This window comes from Pseudokineococcus basanitobsidens (assembly GCF_037482545.1).
In the GTDB taxonomy this organism is placed as follows: domain Bacteria; phylum Actinomycetota; class Actinomycetes; order Actinomycetales; family Quadrisphaeraceae; genus Pseudokineococcus; species Pseudokineococcus basanitobsidens.
The window spans coordinates 23,000-44,842 of the sequence record NZ_JBBIAA010000020.1 but is presented as its reverse complement, the minus strand read 5'-3'; the positions used below and the strand labels follow the sequence as shown (position 1 = coordinate 44,842).

Here is a 21,843-nt window from a genome sequence, read left to right as displayed (position 1 = left end):
GCTCCCGGACCTCCCGCCGCACGCGTGAGGGGTGCTCAGCCCTCGACGCGGGCGCAGAAGCGCTCGAGGGCGGCGGTGAAGACGTCGGGCTGCTCGGCGTGCACCCAGTGGCCGGCGTCCTTGACCGTGAGCAGCTGCGTGCGCGGGAACAGCGTGTCCATCGCGGGCCGGTCCTCGTCCAGGACGTACGTCGACGTCGCCCCGGCGACCCACAGCACCGGGCCGTCGTACGTGGCGCCCGGCGGCGGGTCCGGGAAGCCGCGCAGCGTCTCGAGGCCGTCGGCCAGCACGGGCAGGTTCAGCGCCCAGCGCCAGCGCGGGCCTCCCGACCCCTGCCCCGGCTCGCGCAGCAGGCTCTGCAGGAGGAAGCCGCGCACCATCGTGCTCGGCACCGCGGGCGCGAGCGCCGCGTCGGCGTCCTCCCGGCTCGTCAGCGCGTCGAGGTCGAGCGCCCGCATCGCCCGGACGTAGTCGGCGAACGGGGTCGGCTCCTCGCCCGGGTCGTCGGTGTGCCCGCCGGTCGTGGGGTACTCCACCGGGGCGATGTCGACGACGACGAGGGCCCGCAGCAGCTCCGGTCGCCGCAGCGCCAGCTGCATCGCCACCTTGCCGCCCATCGAGTGCCCGACGAGCACGACCGGCTCGCCGAGCGCCTCCAGCTCGGACGCCAGCACGTCCGCCATGGCGAGGTAGTCGACCTGCTCGCTGCGGGGCGAGCGGCCGTGGTCGGGGAGGTCGAGCATCGTCACCCGTCGCGGGTGCTCCGCGAGCCGGCGCGCGACCGTCGCCCAGTTCTTCCCCTGGCCGAAGAGCCCGTGCACGAAGACGACCCGCGGGCCCTCCTCGCCGACCGTCCGGCTCGCGAGGGGGGCGGGACGTCGCGGCTCGGCCATGGGTCGATCCCACCACGGGCTTCGCCCGACGGTGGCGGTGCTCGCGGGGCGGTGGAGACACGGTCTCGTCCCGGTGCTCGACGGGATGGCACGAGAGTGGTAGTCCTGTGGTGTGCGTGTGACCATCGACAAGGCAGGACGGCTGGTGATCCCGCGCGAGGTGCGCGAGAGGGTCGGTCTGCAGCCCGGCCCGGTGGACCTGGAGGTGGACGGGGCGGCGCTGCGCCTCCAGGCCGTGGCCGGCGAGGACGTCGTCGAGGTGCGCGGTCGCCCCCTCGTCGGGGCTTCCCCGCAGAACTCTCTCGACGACGCCGAGGTGCGGAGGCTGCGTGACGCCGACCGGCGGTGAGACGCCGACCCTGCTGGACACCAGCGCGGCGGTGCCCTTCCTCGTGCAGGACCACGAGGACCACGGCGCCGTCTTCGACGCGTTGGAGACCCGGACGCTCGGCCTGGCGGGCCACGCCGCCTTCGAGACGCACTCCGTGCTGACGCGGCTGCGGCCACCGGCTCGCAGGACGCCGGCCTCCGCCGCCGTCCTCCTCGAGGCGAACTTCCCCGCCACCTGCTTCCTGCCCGACGTCGCCGCCCGAGCGCTCCTCGCCCGGCTGGCGCGCCTGGGCGTGGCCGGGGGGCACGTGTACGACGCGCTCGTCGGCGCCGCCACGGTCGAGCACGGGCTCACGCTCGCCACGCGGGACCGGCGGGCGCTCGAGGTCTACGCGGCGCTCGGCGTCGCCGTGGAGCTGGTGTGAGGGTGTCGGCACGGCAGCGCGCGGCAGGGAACCGTGGCGGGGGTCGGCTGCGTCCGAGTGGCATGCGCCCTCGTGCCCGCACCGCCGTCCCCGCCCTGCTCGCCGTGCTCGTGCTCGCGGGGTGCGGGCAGGAGGGCGAGCCCGCAGGGTCGTCCCCGGCGACCACCGCGGGGGCGGCCTCGCCGTCCTCGTCCACCCCTGCCCCCACGACCCCGGGAGACGGCATGGCCACGAGCGACCCCGGCGGCACCGGCCCCGGTACTTCTGGGAGCAGCCCTGGCAGCAGCGCAGGCCCGACGGTGAGCGCCCCCACCACCGGCGGGTCGATCCCGCTGATGCCGCGACCCACCGCGCCCCCCACCACCCCGACCGACGTGCCGCAGCCGGTCGTCCTCGTCGGCGAGGTCGTCGAGCCGTCCTCGCCGGACTGCGTCGAGATGACCTCCGGCGGGCAGGTGTTCTCCCTCCTCCTGCCGGCGGGGACGTCCGTCGCGGTGGGGGACCGGGTCCGTGTGACGGGGACGCCGAGGCCGGTGGAGCGCGGGACGCCGTGCGCCGGCACGCGGGTCCGCGTCAGCGAGGTCGCGCCCGCGGGCTGAGGGCGACGACGTGCCGGGGCCTCGCGCCTGCGGCGCGCGCCAGGTCTCGTGGAGCAGGGCGAGAGTCGTCGCTCACTACGCTGGCAGGCATGACCCACGTCCTCGCCGCGGTGGCCTGGCCCTACGCCAACGGCCCCCGCCACCTCGGTCACGTCGCCGGCTTCGGCGTCCCCTCCGACGTGTTCGCGCGGCAGCAGCGGATGGCGGGGCACGACGTGCTGATGGTCTCCGGCAGCGACGAGCACGGGACGCCGATCCTCGTCCAGGCCGAGCGCGAGGGCGTCAGCCCGCAGGCCCTGGCCGACCGCTACCACCGGGTCATCGCCGAGGACCTGCAGGGGCTCGGCCTGTCCTACGACCTGTTCACCCGCACGACGACGCGCAACCACTACTCGGTCGTCCAGGAGATGTTCCGCACGGTCCACCGCAACGGCTACCTCGTCGAGAGGACGACGATGGGTGCCGTCTCCCCGTCGACCGGGCGCACCCTGCCCGACCGCTACATCGAGGGCACCTGCCCCATCTGCGGGTTCGACGGGGCGCGCGGCGACCAGTGCGACAACTGCGGCAACCAGCTCGACCCGGTGGACCTCAAGCACCCGGTGAGCCGGATCAACGGCGAGAGACCGGACTTCGTCGAGAGCCAGCACTTCTTCCTCGACCTGCCGGCGCTCGCCGAGGCCGTCGGGGCCTGGCTGGAGACGAAGAGCGGCTCGCCGTCGTGGCGGCCCAACGTGCTGGGCTTCAGCCGGAACTTGCTGGAGGAGATCCGTCCCCGCGCCATCACCCGCGACATCGACTGGGGCATCCCCGTGCCGCTGCCCGGGTGGCAGGAGGACCCGACGAAGCGGCTCTACGTGTGGTTCGACGCCGTCGTCGGGTACCTGTCGGCGAGCGTCGAGTGGGCCCGGCGCACGGGCGACCCGGAGGCGTGGCGACCCTTCTGGTCGGCGGGCTCGCGCGGCGCGTACTTCATGGGCAAGGACAACATCGTCTTCCACTCGCTCATCTGGCCCGCCGAGCTGCTCGGCTACGCGGGACAGGGCTCTCGCGGCGGCGAGCCGGGCGTGTACGGCGAGCTCGCGCTGCCGTCCGAGGTCGTCGCCAGCGAGTTCCTCACCATGGAGGGGCGCCAGTTCTCCTCCAGCCGAGGCGTCGTCATCGCGGTGCGGGACGTGCTCTCGCGCTACCAGCCGGACGCGCTGCGCTACTTCCTGTCCGCCGCCGGCCCCGAGGCGCACGACACCGACTTCACGTGGCGGGAGTTCGCCCGGCGCACGAACGACGAGCTGGTCGCGGGCTGGGGCAACCTCGTGAACCGCACGGCGAGCCTCATCGCCAAGAACGTCGGCAGCATCCCGGAGGCGGGCGAGCTCGCCGACCGCGACCGCGAGCTCCTGCGCACGACGTCCGGCGCCTTCGGGACCGTCGGCGACCTCGTCTCCACGCACCGGCAGCGGCAGGGGCTCGCGGAGGCGATGCGCACGGTCGGAGAGGTGAACCGCTACCTCTCCGAGACGGCGCCGTGGGCGCTGCGCACGAGCGACCCGGAGCGCATGCGCACCGTGCTGCACGTGGCGGCGCAGGGGATCTCGGACTGCCGGTCGCTGCTGGCGCCGTACCTGCCGCACAGCGCGCAGGCCGTCCACGAGGTGATGGGCGGCACGGGCACGGTCTCGCCGATGCCGCAGCTCGAGGAGGTCGACGACCTCGACGGCGGGCCGGGGTACCCGGTGCTGCGGACGCCCGGGGCGGACGCCGCCGCGCCCGGGTGGGCCTCGGTGCCCGTGGTGCCGGGCACGCCCGTGGGGCGGCCCACGCCGGTCTTCACCAAGCTCGACGACGACGTCGTCGAGACCGAGCTGGAGCGGCTCCGGGAGGAGCAGGCCGGTGGCTGAGCCGCCGGCCGGAGGGGCCGGTGGCGTCGGCGGCGCACCGGTGACGGCGGCCACGAGCGGTCCCGACGGCGCCCCGCCGCGGGCGCGCTCGGCCAGCGGGGCGGACGGGCGCCGTCGGGACCGCTCGTGGCCGCCCGCGCCGGAGCCGCTGCCGCTGCCCGTCGTCGACGACCACACGCACCTCGACATCGCCGACGGGCCGGGCTCCGTCGACGCGGGCGCCGACCCGGGCGGCGAGCACCGAGGGGTCGCCGAGCTCCTCGCGCTCGCGGCGGCCGCCGGCGTCCCGCGGGCCGTGCAGATCGGGTGCGACCTGCCCGCCGCGCGGTGGACGGTCGAGGCGGTGCAGCGCCACCCCGAGCTGCTCGGCGGCGTCGCGATCCACCCCAACGAGGCCCCCGTGCTCGCGGCGCGGGGCGAGCTCGACGACGCCCTCGAGGAGATCGGCCGGCTCGCGCGGGCGGACCGCGTCCGTGTCGTGGGGGAGACCGGGATGGACACGTTCCGGACCGACGCGGACGACGTGGGAGCGATGCGGGCGCAGGAGGAGTCCTTCCGGGCGCACGTCCGGCTCGCGAAGGACCTGGGCCTGCCCGTGCAGGTGCACGACCGGGACGCGCACGCCGACGTGCTGCGCGTGCTCGCGCAGGAGCGGGCCGAGCGGGTCGTCCTGCACTGCTTCTCCGGCGACGTCGACATGGCGCGCGAGTGCGTGGACCGCGGCTACGTCCTGTCCTTCGCCGGCACGGTGACCTTCCGCAACGCCGGCGGCCTGCGCAGCGCCCTGTCCGTCGTGCCGCTGGAGCAGGTGCAGCTCGAGACCGACGCCCCCTTCCTCACCCCGGCCCCGCACCGCGGCCGGCCCAACGCGAGCTACCTGGTGCCGCTGACGGCGCGGACGGTCGCCGAGGTGCTCGACGTGCCGCTGGAGCGGCTCTGCGAGGTGACGGCGCGGACGGCGGACGCGCTCTACGGGCCCTGGTGACCGCTGCTGCCCCGGCTCCCGGGGGCGCTCACGCACCGTGACGCCCGTGGGCGCGCAGCCGCGGGACGCCGTCGCGGGGGCACGAGGCGTGTGACACCAGGTCTCGGATCGGTTACGGTCGCCTCGACAGCCGGGGCTGGGGAAGGCCTCGGGTGACGTCCCCAGCACCGACGCGGGCCCCCGGGCCGACCTCGTCGAGGTCGACCCGTGCGGGGCCTGCTGCGCTGCGTCCCGACGCGCCCCCTCCCTGACGAGCCCGGGACCGAGCGACGTCAGGACCCCATGAGCTCCTCCACCACCCCGCCCGGCGCCGACGGCGCCCCCGTCCCGCAGCAGGAGCCGACCGGTGACCGGCCGGCCGAGCCGCGCGGGCGCTCCCGCCGGCGGACCGTCGCGGTGCGCGCGGTCCAGGGCACGGCCCTCGTCGCCCTTCTCGGCGGAGCCGGCCTCTACGCGGCCGGCTCGACGACGGTCGAGCTGGACGTCGACGGCGCCAGCCAGGAGGTCCGCCTCTTCGGTGGCGACGTCGACGACGTCCTCTCCGAGGGCGACGTCGAGGTGGGCGAGCGTGACCTCGTGGCGCCGTCGGTCGGCAGCGAGGTCGAGGACGGCGGCACGGTCGTCGTCCGGCACGCCCGCGAGCTCGAGCTCACCGTCGACGGGGAGACCTCCACGCACTGGACGACGGCGCTGACCCTCGACGAGGCGCTGGACGACCTCGGCGTCCGCTCGGAGGGCGCCGTCCTGTCCGCGTCGCGCTCGATGCCGCTCGGCCGGGAGGGGGAGGCGGTGCGCCTGACCACCCCCAAGGACGTCACCGTCGTGGCCGACGGTGCGGCCCGCCCCATGACGAGCACCGCCACGTCCGTCGAGGCGCTCCTGTCCGAGGCCGGCGTCGCCGTCGACGGCGACGACGCCGTCTCGGTGGACCCGACGTCGCCGCTCACGCCCGGCCTCGTCGTCACCGTCACCCGCGTCGCCGTCGCCGAGGTCGCGGAGGAGGGGCCCGTGCCCTTCGAGACCACCGAGCGCGAGACCGACGACCTGTTCGAGGGCCAGACCCGGGTGGGCAGCGAGGGCGCCGAGGGCGTCCACCGCGTCACCTTCCGGCAGACCACGGCGGACGGCGAGGTCGTCGCCAAGCAGGAGCTGTCGGACGAGGTGACGACGCAGCCGCAGGCCCGCGTCGTGCTCGTCGGGACCGCCGAGCGGCCGGCCCCCGAGCCGGAGCCCGCCCCGGAGCCGGAGCCGCAGCGCGAGTCCGCTCCCGCGCGGGTGAGCGCGCCGTCCTCGGACGACGACGAGCCCTCGTCGTCGAGCAGCGGTTCGTCGAGCAGCGGCTCGTCGAGCAGCGGCTCGTCGTCGAGCGGCGGCTCGTCCGGCAGCTCGTCGGGGTCCTCGAGCAGCGCCCCGGACCCGGAGCCCGAGCCGGAGCCGGAGCCGGAGCCCGACACCCCCGCGGTCTCGGCCCCGTCCGGCAGCACCTGGGACCGCCTGGCGCAGTGCGAGTCCGGTGGCAACTGGTCGATCAACACGGGCAACGGCTACTACGGCGGCCTGCAGTTCGACGCCCAGACGTGGCACGCGTACGGCGGCTCGGGCCTGCCGCACCAGAACAGCCGCGCGCAGCAGATCGCGATCGCGGAGAAGGTCCGCGACGACCGCGGCGGCTACGGCGCGTGGCCGGCGTGCTCGCGCAAGCTCGGCCTGTGAGGCTTCGTCGCGTGAGCACGGCACCCGGCCCCGGCACCGGCACCGGGGCGCACCGTCGAGGTCCCCGCTGAGCGAGGAGCACGGCACCGGAGGGGCCGAGGAGCAGACGCTTCTCGGCCCCTCCGACGTGCGTGCGCTCGCCGCCCGCCTCGGCGTGCGACCGACCAAGACGCTCGGGCAGAACTTCGTCACCGACGCCGGCACCGTCCGTCGCGTCGTCCGGCGCGCCGGCGTGGAGGAGACCGACGTCGTCCTCGAGGTCGGGCCGGGCCTGGGCTCGCTGACGCTCGCGCTGCTCGAGCGGGCCGCGGGCGTCGTCGCCGTCGAGGTCGACCCCGTCCTGGCCGCCGAGCTGCCGAGGACGGTCGCCGCACGCCGCGGGCAGGCGGACGCCACCCCGCCCCGGCTGGCCGTGCTGGCCGCCGACGCGCTGCGCGTGAGCGGGGACGAGGTGCGCGCGGCGGGCGCCGGTGCGCCGACGCGGCTGGTCGCGAACCTGCCGTACAACGTCGCCGTGCCCGTGCTTCTGGGCCTGCTCGAGCAGCTGCCGGGACTGCGCAGCGCCCTCGTCATGGTCCAGTCCGAGGTCGCCGAGCGGCTGGCGGCGGCTCCGGGCAGCCGGGTCTACGGCGTCCCGTCGGTGAAGGCCTCCTGGTACGGCGACGTCCGCCGCGCGGGAGCCGTCGGCCGCACCGTCTTCTGGCCGGCGCCGAACGTCGACTCCGGGCTCGTGGCCGTCGAGCGGCGCGAGCCGCCGCCCAGCCGGGCCGGGCGGCGCGCCGTCTTCGCCGTCGTCGACGCGGCCTTCGCCCAGCGCCGCAAGACGCTGCGCGCGGCGCTCGCCGGCTGGGCCGGCAGCGGGGCCCGCGCCGAGGAGGTGCTGCGGGCGGCCGGCGTCGACCCGTCGCTGCGCGGGGAGCGCCTCGACGTCGCCGGCTTCGTCGCCGTGGCCGACGCGGGGCTCGACGTCCTCGGGCTCGCCGAGCCCGCGGGGCGCGGGGAGCGGGAGGCCGGCTCGCGGCGCGGGCGGTCGGCGCGCCCCGCCCAGGACGTCGCCGGTGCCCAGGACGTCGCGGGGGGCCTCGCCTAGGGTCGGCCCCGTGGGGAGCGGGGGGCTGCACGTCGTGGGCGGCCTCCGCGTGCCCGGCGCGCCCGTCCTCGTGCGGGCGCCCGCCAAGGTCAACCTGGCGCTGCGGGTCGGCGGCCTGCGTCCGGACGGCTCGCACGAGCTCGTCACCGTCTTCGAGGCCGTGTCCCTGCACGAGGACGTGCGGGCGTCGCCGTCGGACGGGCTCGAGTGCACGGTCACCGGGGAGGGCGCGGACGACGTCCCCGTCGACGGGCGCAACCTGGCCGTCCGGGCCGCGCTGCTGCTCGCCGAGCGTGCCGGCGTCCCGGCCCACGTGCGCCTGGACATCACCAAGGAGGTCCCCGTCGCCGGCGGGATGGCGGGGGGCAGCGCCGACGCGGCCGCGGCCCTCGTCGCCTGCGACGCCCTGTGGGGCACGGGGATGAGCCGCGACGACCTCGCCCTCCTCGGCGCCGAGCTGGGCGCCGACGTCCCGTTCGCGCTGCTCGGCGGCACCGCCGTCGGCACGGGCCGCGGCGAGCAGGTCCTCCCGGCGCTGGCGCGCGGCGAGCGCTCGTGGGTGCTGGCGCTGTCCGCCACCGGCCTGTCGACGCCCGCCGTCTACGGCGAGCTCGACCGCCGGCGCGGCGAGGTCGGGGCGACCGAGGGGGCCGCCGCGCCGGACGTCGACGAGGAGCACGTGCACGACCTGCTCGCCGCCCTGCGGGGCGGGGACGCCGCCGCCGTGGCGGCCGCGCTCGTCAACGACCTCCAGGAGCCCGCGCTGGCGCTCGCGCCCCACCTGCGCCGCACGCTCGACGTGGGCCTGGAGGCCGGCGCGCTCGCGGGCGTGGTCTCCGGCTCGGGGCCCACGACGGCCTTCCTCGTCGACGGGCGCGAGCAGGGCCTCGCCGTCGCCGTCGCCCTCGCCGCCTCCGGCGCCGCCGCGGACGTCCGCCGGGTGAGCGGTCCCGTCCCCGGGGCCCGGGTGGTCGAGCCCGCCCGCTGACCGGCCGCCGTCACCCCCGACGCCGTGTCCCGCGCCTCGTGGGTGTCGAAGGTCGGCGACGACGTCGGGTGTGGGGCCCCTGGGGGTCGAAGGTGGCGACGGCGTCGGGTCGGGGCCTCGCGGGCGGGACGTCGGCGACGATCTCGCGTCGAGGGACCGGTCCGGTCGGAGGGTGACGAGGGCGGCTGCGTCGTCGGGCGGCGCGGTCGGGGCACGGCGCACGGTGCGTCACCCTGGTGGGTGTGGCGCACCTCCTGAACGCGGAGCAGGTCTCCGTCGTCCTCGGCGCCCGCGACGTGCTCGCGGGCGTCTCCCTCGGCCTCGACGACGGGGACCGCATCGGCGTCGTCGGGCGCAACGGCGACGGCAAGTCGACGCTCCTGCGGGTCCTCACCGGCGAGCACGAGCCGGACGCCGGACGGGTCACCCGCTCGCGCGGCCTGCGCGTCGGCGTCCTGCCGCAGGTGGACGACCCGCACGCCGCGGGGACGGTCCGCTCGCTCGTCGTGGGCGACGCCGCGGACCACGAGTGGGCGGGCGACGCGCGGGTCCGCGACGTGGTGTCCGGGCTGCTGGACGACGTCCAGACCTCCGTGCCGGGCGGCATCGACGCACCGCTGCAGGCGCTGTCCGGCGGGCAGCGCCGCCGGGCCGCGCTCGCCGCCGTCCTCGTCGGCGACCACGACCTCGTCGTCCTCGACGAGCCGACGAACCACCTGGACGTCGAGGGCGTCGCCTGGCTCGCCGAGCACCTGCGGACGCGCTGGCCGGCCGGCCGCGGCGCCCTGCTCGTCGTCACCCACGACCGGTGGTTCCTCGACGCGTGCTGCAGCCAGACCTGGGAGGTCACCGGCGGCGGCGTGGAGGCGTACGAGGGCGGCTACGCGGCCTACGTGCTGGCCCGGGCCGAGCGGGCGCGGGTCGCGCAGGTGACGGCGGACCGCCAGGCCAACCTGCTGCGCAAGGAGCTCGCGTGGCTGCGCCGCGGCGCGCCGGCGCGCACGAGCAAGCCGAAGTTCCGGCTCGACGCGGCCGCGGCGCTCGTCTCCGCGGAACCGCCGCCGCGCGAGGACGTCTCGATCACCGCGACGGGCAGCGCCCGGCTCGGCAAGGACGTGCTGGACCTCGAGGACGTCACCTACCGGGTGCCGGCGCCCGAGGGGGGCGGCGACCCGAGGACGCTGCTGGAGGGGGTGACGTTCCGGCTCGCGCCGGGCGAGCGCGTCGGCGTCGTCGGCGTCAACGGCGCGGGCAAGACGACGGTGCTGCGGCTGCTCACGGGCGAGCTCGAGCCCGACGCCGGCCGGGTGCGGCGCGGGAAGACCGTCCAGGTCGCCGTCCTCTCCCAGTCCCTGCGGGAGCTGGAGGAGGTCGCCGGGCTCCGGGCGCTGGAGGCCGTGGAGCGGGAGCGGCGCGAGCTCGTCGTCGACGGCAAGCCGGTGAGCGCGAGCAGCCTCGTCGAGCGGCTCGGGTTCACCCGCGACCGCGCGTGGACCCCCGTCGGCGAGCTCTCCGGCGGCGAGCGGCGGCGCCTGCAGCTGCTGCGCCTGCTGGTGCACGAGCCCAACGTGCTGCTGCTGGACGAGCCGACGAACGACCTCGACACCGACGTCCTCGCCTCGGTCGAGGACGTCCTGGACTCCTTCCGCGGCACCCTCGTCGTCGTCTCCCACGACCGGTACCTGCTGGAGCGCACCACCGACCACCAGGTCGCGCTCCTCGGCGACGGCCGGGTGCGTGACCTGCCGGGGGGTGTGGAGGAGTACCTGGCCCTGCGCGCCGGCGCGAAGGCCGCCGAGCAGGGGGCGGTGTTGCCCGGCTCCTCGCCCTCGGCGGCGGGGCCGGCGGGCGCGCCCGCCGGCGGGCCGTCGCCGGCGCAGGCGCGGGCGGCGCGCAAGGAGGCCGCCCGGCTCGAGCGGCGGATGGAGCGCCTGCAGGCCGCGGAGGCGGACCTGCTGGGCCGGATGGCGACGTCCGCGACCGACCACGAGGCCGTCACCGCCCTGGACGCCGAGCTCCGCGGCGTCCGCGACGAGCGCGAGCAGGTCGAGGAGGCGTGGCTCGAGGCCGCCGAGGCCGCCGGCTGACCGACGTCCCCGGGCCCTCCTCACGCCGTCAGCGGCGGCGGCGCCAGGGGGCGGGCTCGGCGTCGAGGAACCACTGCAGCCGGCGGGTGGCCCAGGGCAGGGCCAGGTAGGTCATCACGGGCGTCATGACGGTCGTCACGACGGCGACGCGGACGACGAGCGGGACGAGGGCGGCCAGCGCGGCGCCGAGCGTCACGTTGACGAGCAGCGACAGCGGCAGGAACACCGAGAAGATGACGAGCATCTGCCGCCACCGCGCGGGCGCCCCCGTCGGTGCCGGGCCGACGACGCTGCCCTGCGCGGCGTCGAACCAGCCCTCGATGCCGGTGCGCCGCTCGGTCGCGACCTCGCGCACCGTCCCCGGCGCGCCGTGCAGCCACCACCGCCGCTCGGACGACCCCTCCCAGCCGGCGAGAGCCCCCGCGTCGACGAAGCGGTAGAGCATGTGCCACTCGCGCGAGTCGGGGCCGCTGCGGACCCAGCCCGCGCCGAGGAAGCCGGGGAAGGACTCCGCGAGCCGCGCCCCGGCGCTGGCCCAGGTCATCATCTCGAGCTTCTGACCCGGGTCGGCGACGCGCGTGGACGCCACGGTGACCGGCGGGGGTCCGGCGTCCTCCGGCGGGGGCTCGGCGCGGCGACGGGGGGTCTCGGCGGGAGCAGGTCGGGCGGCCACCCCGGCAGTGTCCACGATGTGGTCGCCGGGGCGGGGCGGAGGTCCTCGCTCAGAGGTCGGCGACGCCGCCGGAGCCGGCGGGGGCGTCGAAGCCGCTCGTCAGGGCGCGCAGGACGTCGGCGAGCTCCGTCCGCTGCTGCGGCTCGAGCCCGGCGAGCAGCGCGCGCTCCCGGTCGAGGAGGTCGGCCATCGCGGCGTCGACGCGGGCGGCGCCGGCGGCCGTCAGGCGCACGAGCACCGCCCGCCGGTCGCCGGGGGCGGGGTGGCGCTCGACGAGCCCCGCGGCGAGCAGGCGGTCGACGCGGTTCGTCATCGTGCCGCTCGTGACGAGCGTGGAGGTCACGAGCTGTCCCGGGGTGAGCTGGTGCGGGGCCCCCGCCCGGCGCAGCGCGGACAGGACGTCGAAGGACCACGCCTCCAGCCCGTGCTCGGCGAACGCGGCCCGCCGCGCGAGGTCCAGGTGCCGCGCCAGCCGGCTGACCCGCGAGAGGACCTCGAGCGGGGAGACGTCGAGGTCCGGGCGCTCGCGCCGCCACGCCGCGACGATCCGGTCGACCTCGTCCCGCGAGGCGCCGCGGACGCCCGCCCCGCGCCCGAGCGGCGCGTCCCGTCCCACCTCCGAGTCCACGGCGCGGACCCTACGCCGGTGTCTCGACGTCGAGATTCTCGATGCGGGGGGGTCGTCATCGAGATGGAGGTCGGCGTCACCGGGGGGCGCTGCTCGCGACGGCAGGCTCCATCTCGGCAGCCCGCGCCCGGGCATGGGCGTCACAGCGCCGCGCTCACCAGGGCGGCGACCCGCCCGGGGGTGCAGGTGTCCGCCCACGTGCACCGGACGACGTCGTGGCCGAGGGCGACGAGGGCGTTCGCCCGTTCCCGGTCGCGGAACAGGGCCTCGGGCGTGTCGTGGAAGGCGCGTCCGTCGGCCTCCAGCACGAGCAGCCCGCGCTGGGGACGACGGCGTCGTCGGAAGATGATGTCGGCCCGCGCCACCGGACGGCCGGCGCCTTCCCGGACGAGGACCTGGAGGTCGTCGGGCGGCACGCCGCCGTCGACGCAGTCGAGCCGGGCGCGGCTCTCGAGCGCCGACTCGGCACGGGCGTCGGCGAGCCCCCACAGGTCGTCGACGAGACGGCAGCCGCGGCGTCCGGACGCGAGGGCGCGTGCCGCCCCGAGGTCGCCGACGGTGGCCCGCCCCGACGCGAGCGCCGCGTCGAGGAGGGCGAGGGCGTCGCCGCGGGGCAGCCGTGGCACGAGGTCGGCGAGCGTCCGCACCACCGAGGTGGTCGGGATGCCGCGCAGGTCCACGACATCACCGGCGAGCAGGCGGTCGTGGTGGACCTCGAGGTGCTCACGGCTGCGCTTGCGCAGGGTCGGTGGGACCAGCACCTGCACCACGACGTCGTCGGCGGGCACGTCCCAGCCGTGGAGGGCTGGCTCCACGTCCCGCGGCGCACGAGCGTCCGCGCCTGCGCCCCGTCAGCACCGGCGGCGGCCAGGTCACCGCGAGTGAGGACGGCGTCCTGGCGCGCCGCGACGGCGAGAAGCGCTCGCAGCCGCGCGTCGTCCACGCCACGAGGCTGCCTCGGGCAGGGCGACGGTGCGTCCGGCCCTCCACAGGCGTCACCGAGATGGAGGTCGTCGTCAGGGACGAGCCCGCCAGGTGACGGGAGCCTCCATCTCGGCGGGCGTCAGGTCGGGCGGACCTCCGCGAGGAGGTGGGGCTCGCCGTCGCGCTCGCGGCGGACGGCGAGGATGAGGGCGTCGCCGTCGGGCCGCCAGCCGCAGAGCGCGCGACCGGGCAGGGCGAGGGGTCGCAGGAAGCGGGCCGTCACGTCGTGCGCGGGCGGCAGACGCCCCTCGAGGTCGGACAGGGCGCGGGCCAGGGTCCACATCCCGTGGGCGATCGGACGGCGGAACCCGAGGAGCCGGGCCGTGGGCACCGAGAGGTGGATCGGGTTCGGGTCGCCCGATACCCGCGCGTAGGCGCGGCCCGTCGACGCCGGCACGTCCCAGCGCACCGAGCCGTCCGGCAGCGCGGGCCGCCCGAGCTCGTCGGACGAACCGCCGCCCGGCGCCCCGCCGCCCGACGCCTCGCCGGGGGTCGGCTCCCGGTGCAGGTAGGTGCTCGTGCCGCGCCAGACCTCCTCGCCGGCCGCGCTCGCGGTGGCGACGACGTCGAGCTGCCGGCCGCGGCGGTGCGGGCGCAGGTCGCGGGCGCCGACGGCGAGGTCGAGCGGCTCGCGCACGTCCACGGGCCGGCGCAGCTCGAGGCGCTGGCCGACGTGCACGAGGCCGAGCAGGGGCAGCGGGAAGGAGGGGTCCAGCAGCAGGCGCATCGAGGCGCCCGAGGCGAGCACGTGCAGGAAGGCGGCGGGCAGGACCCCGGGCGCCGGGGCTCCCGGCCGGGGGCAGCAGACCCGCGTCCAGGCGTCCAGGTGCGCGCGGTCGGCGCGGACCCCCGCGACGCGCACGACGCGGTCGGGCAGGCCGGGGGGCCGGCGCCGGGGGAGCAGCGCACCCGCCAGCCCGCGCGCCGACGGCGCGAGGGGGACGGCGGGCGCGGGGCGCGCCACGCTCACGCCCCCAGCAGGCTCTGGCCGCACACGCGCAGCACCTGGCCGTCCACGCCGGCGCTCGCCGGCTCGGCGAGCCACGCGATCGCCTCGGCGACGTCGACGGGCAGCCCGCCCTGCCCGAGCGAGGCGAGCCGCCGTCCCAGCTGGCGGGTCAGGGGCGGGACGGCCGCGGTCATCCGGGTCTCGACGAAGCCGGGGGCGACCGCGTTGACGGTCGCGCCCGCGGCCGCGGCGACCGGCGCCAGGGCGTCGACCATCCCGATGACGCCCGCCTTGGACGCCGCGTAGCTCGTCTGGCCGTCGTTGCCGGCGATCCCCGCGAGCGAGGAGACGCCGACGACCCGCCCCCCGCGGCCGAGCAGGCCCGCACCCAGCAGGTGCTCCGTGAGCCGCAGCGGCGCACCGACGTTGACGTCGAGGACGGCGGCGAACGCGTCGGGGCGCATGTTGCGCAACCTCCGGTCGCGGGTGATGCCGGCGTTGTGGACGACGACGTCGACGCCGCCCGCCCGCTCGCAGTGCTCGGCGAGGCGGCCCGGGGCGAGGTCGGAGGTGATGTCGAGGACGAGCGGGGCGCCGCCCACCGAGCGCGCCGTCGCCGCGAGGGCGTCGGCCGCGGCCGGGACGTCCACGAGCACCACCTCGGCGCCCCGCGCGACGAGGAGCCGGGCGATCGAGGCGCCGATGCCGCGCGCGGCGCCCGTGACGACGGCGCGCCGCCCGGACAGCGGGTGCGGCCCGCGCGCCTGCTCCGCCGGGGGGAGGTCGTGCACCGGGTCGCCGACGCGCACGACCTGCCCGCTGACGAAGGCCGACCGCCCCGACAGCAGGAAGCGCAGGGTCGAGCCGACGACGTCGACGCCGCGCCCCCGCAGGAGCACCAGCTGCACCGTCCGCCCGCCGCCGACCTCCTTGCCGAGCGAGCGCGTGAAGCCCTCGAGCCCGCGCTGCGCCACCCGCGCGGCCGCGGTGGCCCCGCCCGGCAGCGCGGCCGGGTCCAGCCCCAGGACGACGACGTGCGCCCCCCGGGCAAGACGGCGCAGCACGGGCGTGCAGGCGCCGACGAGGCCGACGAGGTCGGCGGGGGAGCCGGCCGTCGTCGCGTCGACGACGAGCCCGCCGAGCCGGTCGACGTGCGCGAGCGCGTCGCGCCGCACGACGTCGGCGCCGACGGCCGCGAGCTCGGCCGCGGCCACGCCGGCCGCCCCGCCGACGTGCTCGTGCCCGTCCGTCCCGACCAGCCCGGTGACGAGCACGGGCCCGGGCGCGAGCGGGGCGCCGGGGGTGTCGCGGCGCAGCGGCACCGGGTCGGGCAGCCCGAGGCCCGGGACGACGCGGCGTCCGAGCGGCGACCGCGCGAAGGCGGCGTAGCGGTCGGCCGTCTGCGGCTCGGCCGCCGGGTCGGCGCCCGTGGTGGCGTCGGTGCTGCTCGAGGAGGGCATGCGTCGACGCTACCGCCGCCCGCGGGATCAAGTTACTCATGGGTAACATCCGTCGCCGGTGCGTGGCACAGTGACGCCCATGGCCGCCGCCCCGTCGTCGAGCACGTCGCCCCGCCCCTTCGGCCCCGCCGCGGCGCCGCGGCCGGTGGCCGTCGTCGCGGGGACGCGCATCCCCTTCGCCCGGTCGGGCCGCGCCTACGCCGAGGCGTCCAACCAGGAGATGCTCACCGCCGTCCTCGACGGGCTCGCCCGCCGCGCCGGTCTGGAGGGCGAGCGCGTGGACGAGGTCGTCGCGGGCGCCGTCGTCCGCCACAGCCGCGACCTCACCCTCACCCGCGAGGCCGTCCTCGGCTCCGTCCTGGACCCCACCACCCCGGCGCACGACGTCGGCCAGGCCTGCGGCACCGGCCTGCAGGCCGCGCTCGCCGTCGCGGGCAAGGTGGCCCTGGGGCAGGTCGACGTCGGCATCGCGGGCGGCGCGGACACGACGTCGGACGCGCCGGTCGTCGTCTCGGAGGGCCTGCGGCGGGCGCTGCTGCGGGCGAGCCGGGAGAAGAGCACCGCGGGGAAGGTGCGGGCGCTCGCGGCGGTCCGGCCCAAGGACCTCGTCCCCGTGCCGCCCCGCAACGCCGAGCCGCGCACCGGCCTGTCCATGGGCGAGCACCAGGCGCGCACGACGCTCGAGTGGGGCATCACGCGCGAGGCGCAGGACGAGCTGGCGCTCGCGAGCCACCACCGGCTCGAGGCCGCCTACGAGAGCGGGTTCCTCGACGACCTCGTCGTCGCCCACCGCGGGCTGGAGCGCGACGACGTCCTGCGGCCCGGCCTGACGCTGTCCCAGCTGGAGCGGCTGCGGCCGGTCTTCGGCCGGGGCGAGGCGGCGACCATGACGGCGGGCACCTCGACGCCGCTGTCCGACGGCGCCAGCGCCGTCCTGCTGTCCTCGCCGGAATGGGCGGCCGGCCGCGGCCTCGAGCCGATGGCCTACCTCGTCGACGCCGAGACGGCGGCCGTCGACCACGTCAGCGGCGCCGAGGGGCTGCTCATGGCACCCGCGTACGCGGTGTCCCGCCTGCTGGCGCGGACGGGGCTGTGCCTGCAGGACTTCGACGTCGTCGAGATCCACGAGGCCTTCGCCAGCCAGGTGCTGTGCACGCTCGCCGCCTGGGAGGACCCGCTCTTCTGCCGGGTGCGCCTGGGCCGGGACGAGCCGCTGGGGGCGGTGGACCGCGAGCGGCTCAACCCCCACGGGGGCTCGCTCGCCGCCGGTCACCCCTTCGCGGCCACGGGGGCGCGCGTGCTGGCGTCGGCCGCCAAGGCCCTCGCGGTGCGCGGGGGCGGTCGTGCGCTCGTGTCCGTCTGCGCCGCAGGGGGTCAGGGCGTCGTGGCGGTCCTCGAGCGTTGAGCGCGGCTCCGTGCGGGCCGGTGGGGTCGGTCGGCGGGCGGGTCAGCGGACCCGCAGGGCCGCCGCGGTGAGGCGGTCCAGGCGCGGGTCGGGCTCCAGGCCCGACAGGCCGTTCCAGGCGAGGTTCACCAGGTGCGCGGCGACGGTCGCCTTGTCCGGCTCGCGGGTGTCGAGCCACCACTGGCCGGTGAGCGCCACCATGCCGACGAGCATCTGCGCGTACATCGGCGCCGTGCGGGCGGGCAGGCCCCGGCGGTCCATCTCCCGCACGAGCAGGTGCTCGACCTGACGGGCGATGTCGGAGATCAGGGTGGCGAAGGTGCCGCCGGTCGAGGCGACGGGGGAGTCGCGGACGAGGATCCGGAAGCCGTCGCTGGAGGACTCCACGTAGTCGAGCAGCCGCAGCGCCGCCCGCTCGAGGACCTCGCGCGGGTGCAGGCCGGTCACGTCGAGGGACGCCGTCATCGTCCCGAGGAGGAGCTCGACCTCGCAGGCGACGACGACCTCGTAGAGCTCCTCCTTGCCGCGGCGGAAGTGCTCGTAGACGACGGGCTTGGACACGCCCGCGCGGGCGGCGACCTCCTCGACGCTGGCCCCCTCGAGGCCGCGCTCGGCGAAGAGCGAGCGTCCGACGTCCAGGAGCTGGGCACGGCGCTCGACGCGGGTCATCCGCGCCCGGCGCGGTGCCGGGGGTCGCGTCGTGGTCACGCCCCGATCATCCCCCTCGCGTCGCCGCTGCCGTCCCTCCGCCGCGCCCGCGCCCCGCTCGGGCGTCAGGCCCCGGTGCGCGCCGCGCGCCGGGCCGCCGCCTCCTCGCGCCGCGCGACGAACTTCGCGGCCGTGTCGTCGAGCTTGGCGAGGAACTGCGCGAGCTCGGTCCGTGCGGCCTCGCCACGGGGGCCCAGGTCGGTGCGCTCGAAGACCCTCCAGAAGCGCAGGACGGGCATGAGCACGTCGTCGTGGTGCAGCCGCAGGTCGTAGATGCCGGCCTTCGCGATCATCATCGACGAGCGCGCGAAGCCGGTCATCCCGGCGCCCGGCATGGCGAACTCCAGGACCTCGTCCCGCACGGCCTCCATGGTCTCGTCCGGGGAGATGTCGAAGGCCGCGGCGAGCAGGTTCCGGTAGAAGACCATGTGCAGGTTCTCGTCCTTGGCGACGCGCTGCAGCAGCCCCTCGGCGACCGGGCAGCCGGTGGCGCGCCCGGTGTTGCGGTGGCTGACGCGGGTCGCCAGCTCCTGGAACGAGACGTAGGCGATGGTCTGGAGCATGCCCTTGTCGCCGTTGTCGTACCCGGCGGTCATGTGCTCCATGCGGAGCTTCTCGAGCTCGACGGGGTCGGTGCCGCGGGTGACGACGAGGTAGTCGCGCAGCGCGATGCCGTGGCGGCCCTCCTCGGCGGTCCAGCGGCCGACCCACTGCCCCCACGCGCCGTCCTTGCCGAAGCTCGTGGCGATCTCGCGGTGGTAGCTGGGGAGGTTGTCCTCGGTGAGGAGGTTCACGACCATCGACGTGCGCGCGACCGGGTCGAGGGCCGAGTCGCCCGGCTCCCAGTCGGTGCCGCCGAGGTAGGCGAAGTCCTGCCCCTGGCTCCAGGGGACGTAGTCGTGCGGGTTCCAGTCCTGGGTGGCCTTGAGGTGGCGCTCCAAATTGTCCGCGACGACGGGCTCGAGGTCGCGCAGGAGCCGGGACTGGAGGGCCGCCGTGGTCTCGACGTCGGTGGAAGTCACCTACGGAACCGTAACCTACGGACCCGTAACCTGCGGGTCCGAGACGGGTCTCGGCGGCTGGCAGTCGGCTGGGAAGGCGGCGGCCGGTAGCGTCGGGCCGACCGGTCGGGCCGGTCGCGGTCCCCCGTGGTCCAACGGCAGGACGCCGCTCTTTGGAAGCGTGAGATCGAGGTTCGAGTCCTCGCGGGGGAGCGGGAGGCGTGCGTCCCGTCACGACGGCCGGGCGACGCCGGGGCTGCGGGTAGGGTCGCCGCCGTCCCGCCCAGCCCCGCCGCGGAGGAGCCCGCTCGCGTGAGCAGCCCCAGGCCCAGCGCCGTCGTCGTCCTCGCCGCGGGCGGGGGCACCCGGATGCGCTCGGCCCTCCCGAAGGTCCTGCACCCCCTCGCCGGGCGCACGCTGCTCGGGCACGCCCTCGCCGCGGCCCGCGGCGCCGACCCGCAGCGGCTCGTCGTCGTCGTCCGCCACGAGCGCGACCGCGTCGCCGCGGCCGCCCGGGAGGCGGACGCCGACGTGCTCGTCGCCGACCAGGACGACGTCCCCGGCACCGGCCGCGCCGTCGCCTGCGGGCTCGACGCCCTCGCCGCGGACGGCGGCGCCCCCGCGGGGACGGTCGTCGTGACCTACGGCGACGTGCCGCTGCTGGAGCCGGGCACCCTCGTCGACCTCGTCGCCCAGCACGAGCAGCGGGGCAGCGCCGTCACCGTGCTCACCGCCGAGCCGCAGGACCCGGCCGGGCTCGGGCGCGTGCTGCGGGGCCCGGACGGCGGCGTCGAGCGGATCGTCGAGCACAAGGACGCGACCGAGGCCGAGCGCGCGGTTCGCGAGGTCAACACCGGCATCTACGCCTTCGACGCCGCGGTGCTCGCCGACGCCCTGGGGCGGGTCGGCAGGGACAACGCCCAGGGCGAGGTGTACCTCACCGACGTCCTGGCCGTCGCCCGCGGCGACGGGCTCGCCGTCGCGGCCCTGCCGGTCGCCGACGCCGCCGAGGTGGACGGCGTCAACGACCGCGTGCAGCTCGCCCGCGCCGGCGCGGAGCTCAACCGGCGCCTGCTCGAGCGGTGGATGCGCGCCGGCGTCACGGTGGTGGACCCGGCGACGACGTGGGTGGACGTCGACGTGGAGCTGGCGCCCGACGTCCGCCTCGAGCCCGGGGTGCAGCTGCTCGCCGGGACGCGCGTCGAGGGCGGCGCGGTCGTCGGCCCGGACACCACGCTGAGCGGCTGCACCGTCGGGGTCGGGGCGTCCGTCGTGCGCACGCACGGCAGCGGCGCGGAGGTGGGGGAGGGGGCGTCGGTCGGCCCGTTCAGCTTCCTGCGGCCCGGCACGCGTCTCGGCGCCGGCGGCCGGATCGGCGCCTACGTCGAGACGAAGAACGCCGTCATCGGCACCGGCTCCAAGGTGCCGCACCTCAGCTACGTCGGCGACGCCGAGATCGGCGAGCACAGCAACATCGGCGCGGCCACGGTGTTCGTCAACTACGACGGCGTCCACAAGCACCGCAGCCGCGTCGGCGACCACGTGCGGATCGGCAGCGACACGATGCTCGTGGCGCCCGTCGAGGTGGGGGACGGCGCGTACACGGCCGCCGGGTCCGTCATCGACGCCGACGTGCCGCCGGGTGCCATCGCCGTCGCCCGGGCGCGCCAGCGCGTCGTCGAGGGGTGGGTCGAGCGCCGCCGCGCCGGCAGCCCCTCGGCGCGGGCCGCGGCCCGCGCCCGCGGGCGCGGCGAGGAGACCACCGGGACCACCGGGAGCACGGGCACCACCACGGGCAGCACCGACGAGGGAGACGCGCGATGACGGGCATCAAGGCGACCGGCCAGAAGAGGCTGGTGCTCGTCAGCGGCCGGGCCCACCCCGAGCTGGCGGCCGAGGTGGCCGAGGAGCTCGGCGTGGAGCTGGTCCCGACGTCGGCCTACGACTTCGCGAACGGCGAGATCTACGTGCGCTTCGGCGAGTCGGTGCGCGGCGCGGACGCCTTCGTCCTGCAGAGCCACTGCGCGCCGATCAACCAGTGGCTGATGGAGCAGCTCCTCATGGTGGACGCCCTCAAGCGGGCGTCCGCCAAGCGGACGACCGTCGTCGCGCCCTTCTACCCCTACGCGCGCCAGGACAAGAAGCACCGCGGCCGCGAGCCGATCTCCTCGCGCCTGGTCTCGGACATGTTCAAGACGGCGGGCGCCGACCGGCTCATGAGCGTGGACCTGCACACGGCGCAGATCCAGGGCTTCTTCGACGGGCCCGTCGACCACCTGTGGGCGATGCCGCTGCTGGCCGACCACGTCGGCTCCCGGGTCGACCGCTCCCAGCTCACCGTCGTCTCGCCCGACGCCGGCCGCGTCCGCCTCGCCGACCAGTGGTCGGACCGCCTCGGCGCACCGCTCGCCATCATCCACAAGCGGCGCGACCCGGCCGTGCCGAACCAGGTGAAGGTGCACGAGCTCGTCGGCGAGGTCGAGGGGCGCACGTGCGTGCTCGTCGACGACATGATCGACACGGGCGGGACCATCGTGCAGGCGGCGCAGGCGCTCGTCGACAACGGCGCCGCGCAGGTGCTGGTGGCGGCGACGCACGCCGTCCTGTCCGGCCCCGCCGTGGAGCGGCTGCGCGACAGCCCCATCACCGAGCTGGTGACGACGAACACGCTGCCCATCGACGGCGACAAGCGCTTCCCGCAGCTGACGGTCCTGTCCATCGCGCCGCTGCTGGCGCGGGCGATCCGCGCGGTCTTCGACGAGGGCTCGGTCACCAGCCTCTTCGACGGCAACAGCTGACGCCGCCGCCCGCGACCCGACGTCGAGGACACGAGGGGACCAGGGGAGCGCCGCCATGCGCCTGACCGCCAAGACCGACTACGCGCTGCGCGCGGTGTGCCAGCTCGCCTCCCGTCCCGGGGGGGCCACCAGCGACCGCGTCTCCGAGGCCGAGGGCATCCCCCAGCGCTTCCTCGAGGCCATCCTGCGCGACCTGCGCCGCGCCGGTCTCGTGACGAGCCGGCGCGGG

21 protein-coding genes and 1 tRNA gene are annotated in these 21,843 nt (G+C 76.9%); 14 read left to right on the top strand and 8 right to left on the bottom strand.

What is annotated here, in order from left to right; all coding sequences use genetic code 11:
- Positions 1–35 precede the first annotated feature (35 nt).
- Entirely contained in the window at positions 36–893 is an 858-nt protein-coding gene (locus WDZ17_RS13680; RefSeq protein ID WP_339575724.1) for an alpha/beta fold hydrolase, read from the bottom strand.
- Positions 894–1,011: 118 nt separating this feature from the next.
- On the opposite strand from WDZ17_RS13680, the gene WDZ17_RS13675 reads away from it, so the two are divergent.
- From WDZ17_RS13675 to WDZ17_RS13635, 9 genes are all read left to right on the top strand, one after another.
- Positions 1,012–1,242, top strand: coding sequence for an AbrB/MazE/SpoVT family DNA-binding domain-containing protein (locus tag WDZ17_RS13675; protein WP_339575723.1), 231 nt, complete (start codon positions 1,012–1,014; stop codon positions 1,240–1,242).
- Positions 1,223–1,648 carry a type II toxin-antitoxin system VapC family toxin gene (locus WDZ17_RS13670; protein ID WP_339575722.1) on the top strand — a complete coding sequence of 142 codons (426 nt, stop codon included), beginning with the start codon at positions 1,223–1,225 and terminating at the stop codon, positions 1,646–1,648. The genes WDZ17_RS13675 and WDZ17_RS13670 overlap by 20 nt, the downstream gene beginning before the upstream one ends.
- A 62-nt stretch (positions 1,649–1,710) precedes the next feature.
- Complete coding sequence (locus WDZ17_RS13665) at positions 1,711–2,247, top strand: hypothetical protein (protein ID WP_339575721.1); 537 nt, start codon at positions 1,711–1,713, stop codon at positions 2,245–2,247.
- A gap of 89 nt (positions 2,248–2,336) precedes the next feature.
- The gene (metG, locus tag WDZ17_RS13660) at positions 2,337–4,145 is read left to right on the top strand and encodes a methionine--tRNA ligase (RefSeq protein WP_339575720.1); all 1,809 of its coding nucleotides are present in this window, start codon (positions 2,337–2,339) and stop codon (positions 4,143–4,145) included.
- The gene (locus WDZ17_RS13655; RefSeq protein ID WP_339575719.1) at positions 4,138–5,130 is read left to right on the top strand and encodes a TatD family hydrolase; all 993 of its coding nucleotides are present in this window, start codon (positions 4,138–4,140) and stop codon (positions 5,128–5,130) included. The genes metG and WDZ17_RS13655 overlap by 8 nt, the downstream gene beginning before the upstream one ends.
- Before the next feature lie 282 nt (positions 5,131–5,412).
- The gene (locus tag WDZ17_RS13650) at positions 5,413–6,843 is read left to right on the top strand and encodes a transglycosylase family protein (protein ID WP_339575718.1); all 1,431 of its coding nucleotides are present in this window, start codon (positions 5,413–5,415) and stop codon (positions 6,841–6,843) included.
- Positions 6,844–6,910: 67 nt separating this feature from the next.
- A complete protein-coding gene (rsmA, locus tag WDZ17_RS13645; RefSeq protein ID WP_422631991.1) occupies positions 6,911–7,933 on the top strand; it encodes a 16S rRNA (adenine(1518)-N(6)/adenine(1519)-N(6))-dimethyltransferase RsmA in 1,023 nt (340 codons plus the stop codon).
- Between the two features lie 10 nt (positions 7,934–7,943).
- Positions 7,944–8,921, top strand: a complete 978-nt coding sequence (locus tag WDZ17_RS13640; RefSeq protein WP_339575716.1) for a 4-(cytidine 5'-diphospho)-2-C-methyl-D-erythritol kinase — start codon at positions 7,944–7,946, stop codon at positions 8,919–8,921.
- Positions 8,922–9,163: 242 nt separating this feature from the next.
- Positions 9,164–11,008, top strand: a complete 1,845-nt coding sequence (locus tag WDZ17_RS13635) for an ABC-F family ATP-binding cassette domain-containing protein (protein ID WP_339575715.1) — start codon at positions 9,164–9,166, stop codon at positions 11,006–11,008.
- 28 nt (positions 11,009–11,036) lie between these two features.
- Here the strand turns inward: WDZ17_RS13635 and WDZ17_RS13630 are convergent, their stop codons facing one another.
- From WDZ17_RS13630 to WDZ17_RS13610, 5 genes are all read right to left on the bottom strand, one after another.
- Entirely contained in the window at positions 11,037–11,555 is a 519-nt protein-coding gene (locus WDZ17_RS13630) for a putative antibiotic biosynthesis monooxygenase (RefSeq protein WP_422631990.1), read from the bottom strand.
- Positions 11,556–11,730: 175 nt separating this feature from the next.
- Positions 11,731–12,297, bottom strand: a complete 567-nt coding sequence (locus WDZ17_RS13625) for a MarR family winged helix-turn-helix transcriptional regulator (protein ID WP_422631989.1) — start codon at positions 12,295–12,297, stop codon at positions 11,731–11,733.
- Between the two features lie 152 nt (positions 12,298–12,449).
- Entirely contained in the window at positions 12,450–13,124 is a 675-nt protein-coding gene (locus WDZ17_RS13620; protein ID WP_339575712.1) for a putative endonuclease domain-containing protein, read from the bottom strand.
- A 248-nt stretch (positions 13,125–13,372) separates the two neighbouring features.
- Entirely contained in the window at positions 13,373–14,263 is an 891-nt protein-coding gene (locus tag WDZ17_RS13615) for a MaoC family dehydratase (protein ID WP_339575711.1), read from the bottom strand.
- The gene (locus WDZ17_RS13610; RefSeq protein ID WP_339575710.1) at positions 14,260–15,702 is read right to left on the bottom strand and encodes a 3-oxoacyl-ACP reductase; all 1,443 of its coding nucleotides are present in this window, start codon (positions 15,700–15,702) and stop codon (positions 14,260–14,262) included. Before WDZ17_RS13610 ends, WDZ17_RS13615 begins: the two co-directional genes overlap by 4 nt.
- 79 nt (positions 15,703–15,781) lie before the next feature.
- Between WDZ17_RS13610 and WDZ17_RS13605 the strand changes: the two genes are divergently transcribed.
- On the top strand, positions 15,782–17,107 hold the full coding sequence (locus WDZ17_RS13605) for an acetyl-CoA C-acetyltransferase (protein WP_339575709.1): 1,326 nt from the start codon (positions 15,782–15,784) through the stop codon (positions 17,105–17,107).
- Positions 17,108–17,149: 42 nt separating this feature from the next.
- On the opposite strand, the gene WDZ17_RS13600 is transcribed toward WDZ17_RS13605, so the two are convergent.
- Together WDZ17_RS13600 and WDZ17_RS13595 are read right to left on the bottom strand one after the other, a co-directional pair.
- Positions 17,150–17,815 carry a TetR/AcrR family transcriptional regulator gene (locus tag WDZ17_RS13600; RefSeq protein ID WP_339575708.1) on the bottom strand — a complete coding sequence of 222 codons (666 nt, stop codon included), beginning with the start codon at positions 17,813–17,815 and terminating at the stop codon, positions 17,150–17,152.
- A gap of 65 nt (positions 17,816–17,880) precedes the next feature.
- Positions 17,881–18,837 carry an acyl-ACP desaturase gene (locus WDZ17_RS13595; protein ID WP_339575707.1) on the bottom strand — a complete coding sequence of 319 codons (957 nt, stop codon included), beginning with the start codon at positions 18,835–18,837 and terminating at the stop codon, positions 17,881–17,883.
- Positions 18,838–18,957: 120 nt separating this feature from the next.
- On the opposite strand from WDZ17_RS13595, the gene WDZ17_RS13590 reads away from it, so the two are divergent.
- The 4 genes from WDZ17_RS13590 to WDZ17_RS17525 all read left to right on the top strand — a co-directional run.
- A tRNA-Gln gene (locus WDZ17_RS13590) sits at positions 18,958–19,029 on the top strand.
- Between the two features lie 99 nt (positions 19,030–19,128).
- Entirely contained in the window at positions 19,129–20,640 is a 1,512-nt protein-coding gene (gene glmU / locus WDZ17_RS13585) for a bifunctional UDP-N-acetylglucosamine diphosphorylase/glucosamine-1-phosphate N-acetyltransferase GlmU (protein WP_339575706.1), read from the top strand.
- Positions 20,637–21,614 carry a ribose-phosphate diphosphokinase gene (locus tag WDZ17_RS13580; protein WP_339575705.1) on the top strand — a complete coding sequence of 326 codons (978 nt, stop codon included), beginning with the start codon at positions 20,637–20,639 and terminating at the stop codon, positions 21,612–21,614. The genes glmU and WDZ17_RS13580 overlap by 4 nt, the downstream gene beginning before the upstream one ends.
- A 55-nt stretch (positions 21,615–21,669) precedes the next feature.
- Positions 21,670–21,843, top strand: a 174-nt coding sequence (locus WDZ17_RS17525) for an RrF2 family transcriptional regulator (RefSeq protein WP_422631988.1), incomplete at its 3' end; no start/stop codon positions are given.

Bases quoted from the DNA above. Each gene is read 5' to 3' on its own strand.
- WDZ17_RS13680 (WP_339575724.1), bottom strand. From the start codon at position 893: ATGGCCGAGCCGCGACGTCCCGCCCCCCTCGCGAGCCGGACGGTCGGC.
- WDZ17_RS13665 (WP_339575721.1), top strand. From the start codon at position 1,711: ATGCGCCCTCGTGCCCGCACCGCCGTCCCCGCCCTGCTCGCCGTGCTC.
- metG (WP_339575720.1), top strand. From the start codon at position 2,337: ATGACCCACGTCCTCGCCGCGGTGGCCTGGCCCTACGCCAACGGCCCC.
- WDZ17_RS13650 (WP_339575718.1), top strand. From the start codon at position 5,413: ATGAGCTCCTCCACCACCCCGCCCGGCGCCGACGGCGCCCCCGTCCCG.
- WDZ17_RS13630 (WP_422631990.1), bottom strand. From the start codon at position 11,555: ATGATGACCTGGGCCAGCGCCGGGGCGCGGCTCGCGGAGTCCTTCCCC.
- WDZ17_RS13610 (WP_339575710.1), bottom strand. From the start codon at position 15,702: ATGCCCTCCTCGAGCAGCACCGACGCCACCACGGGCGCCGACCCGGCG.
- WDZ17_RS13605 (WP_339575709.1), top strand. From the start codon at position 15,782: ATGGCCGCCGCCCCGTCGTCGAGCACGTCGCCCCGCCCCTTCGGCCCC.
- WDZ17_RS13580 (WP_339575705.1), top strand. From the start codon at position 20,637: ATGACGGGCATCAAGGCGACCGGCCAGAAGAGGCTGGTGCTCGTCAGC.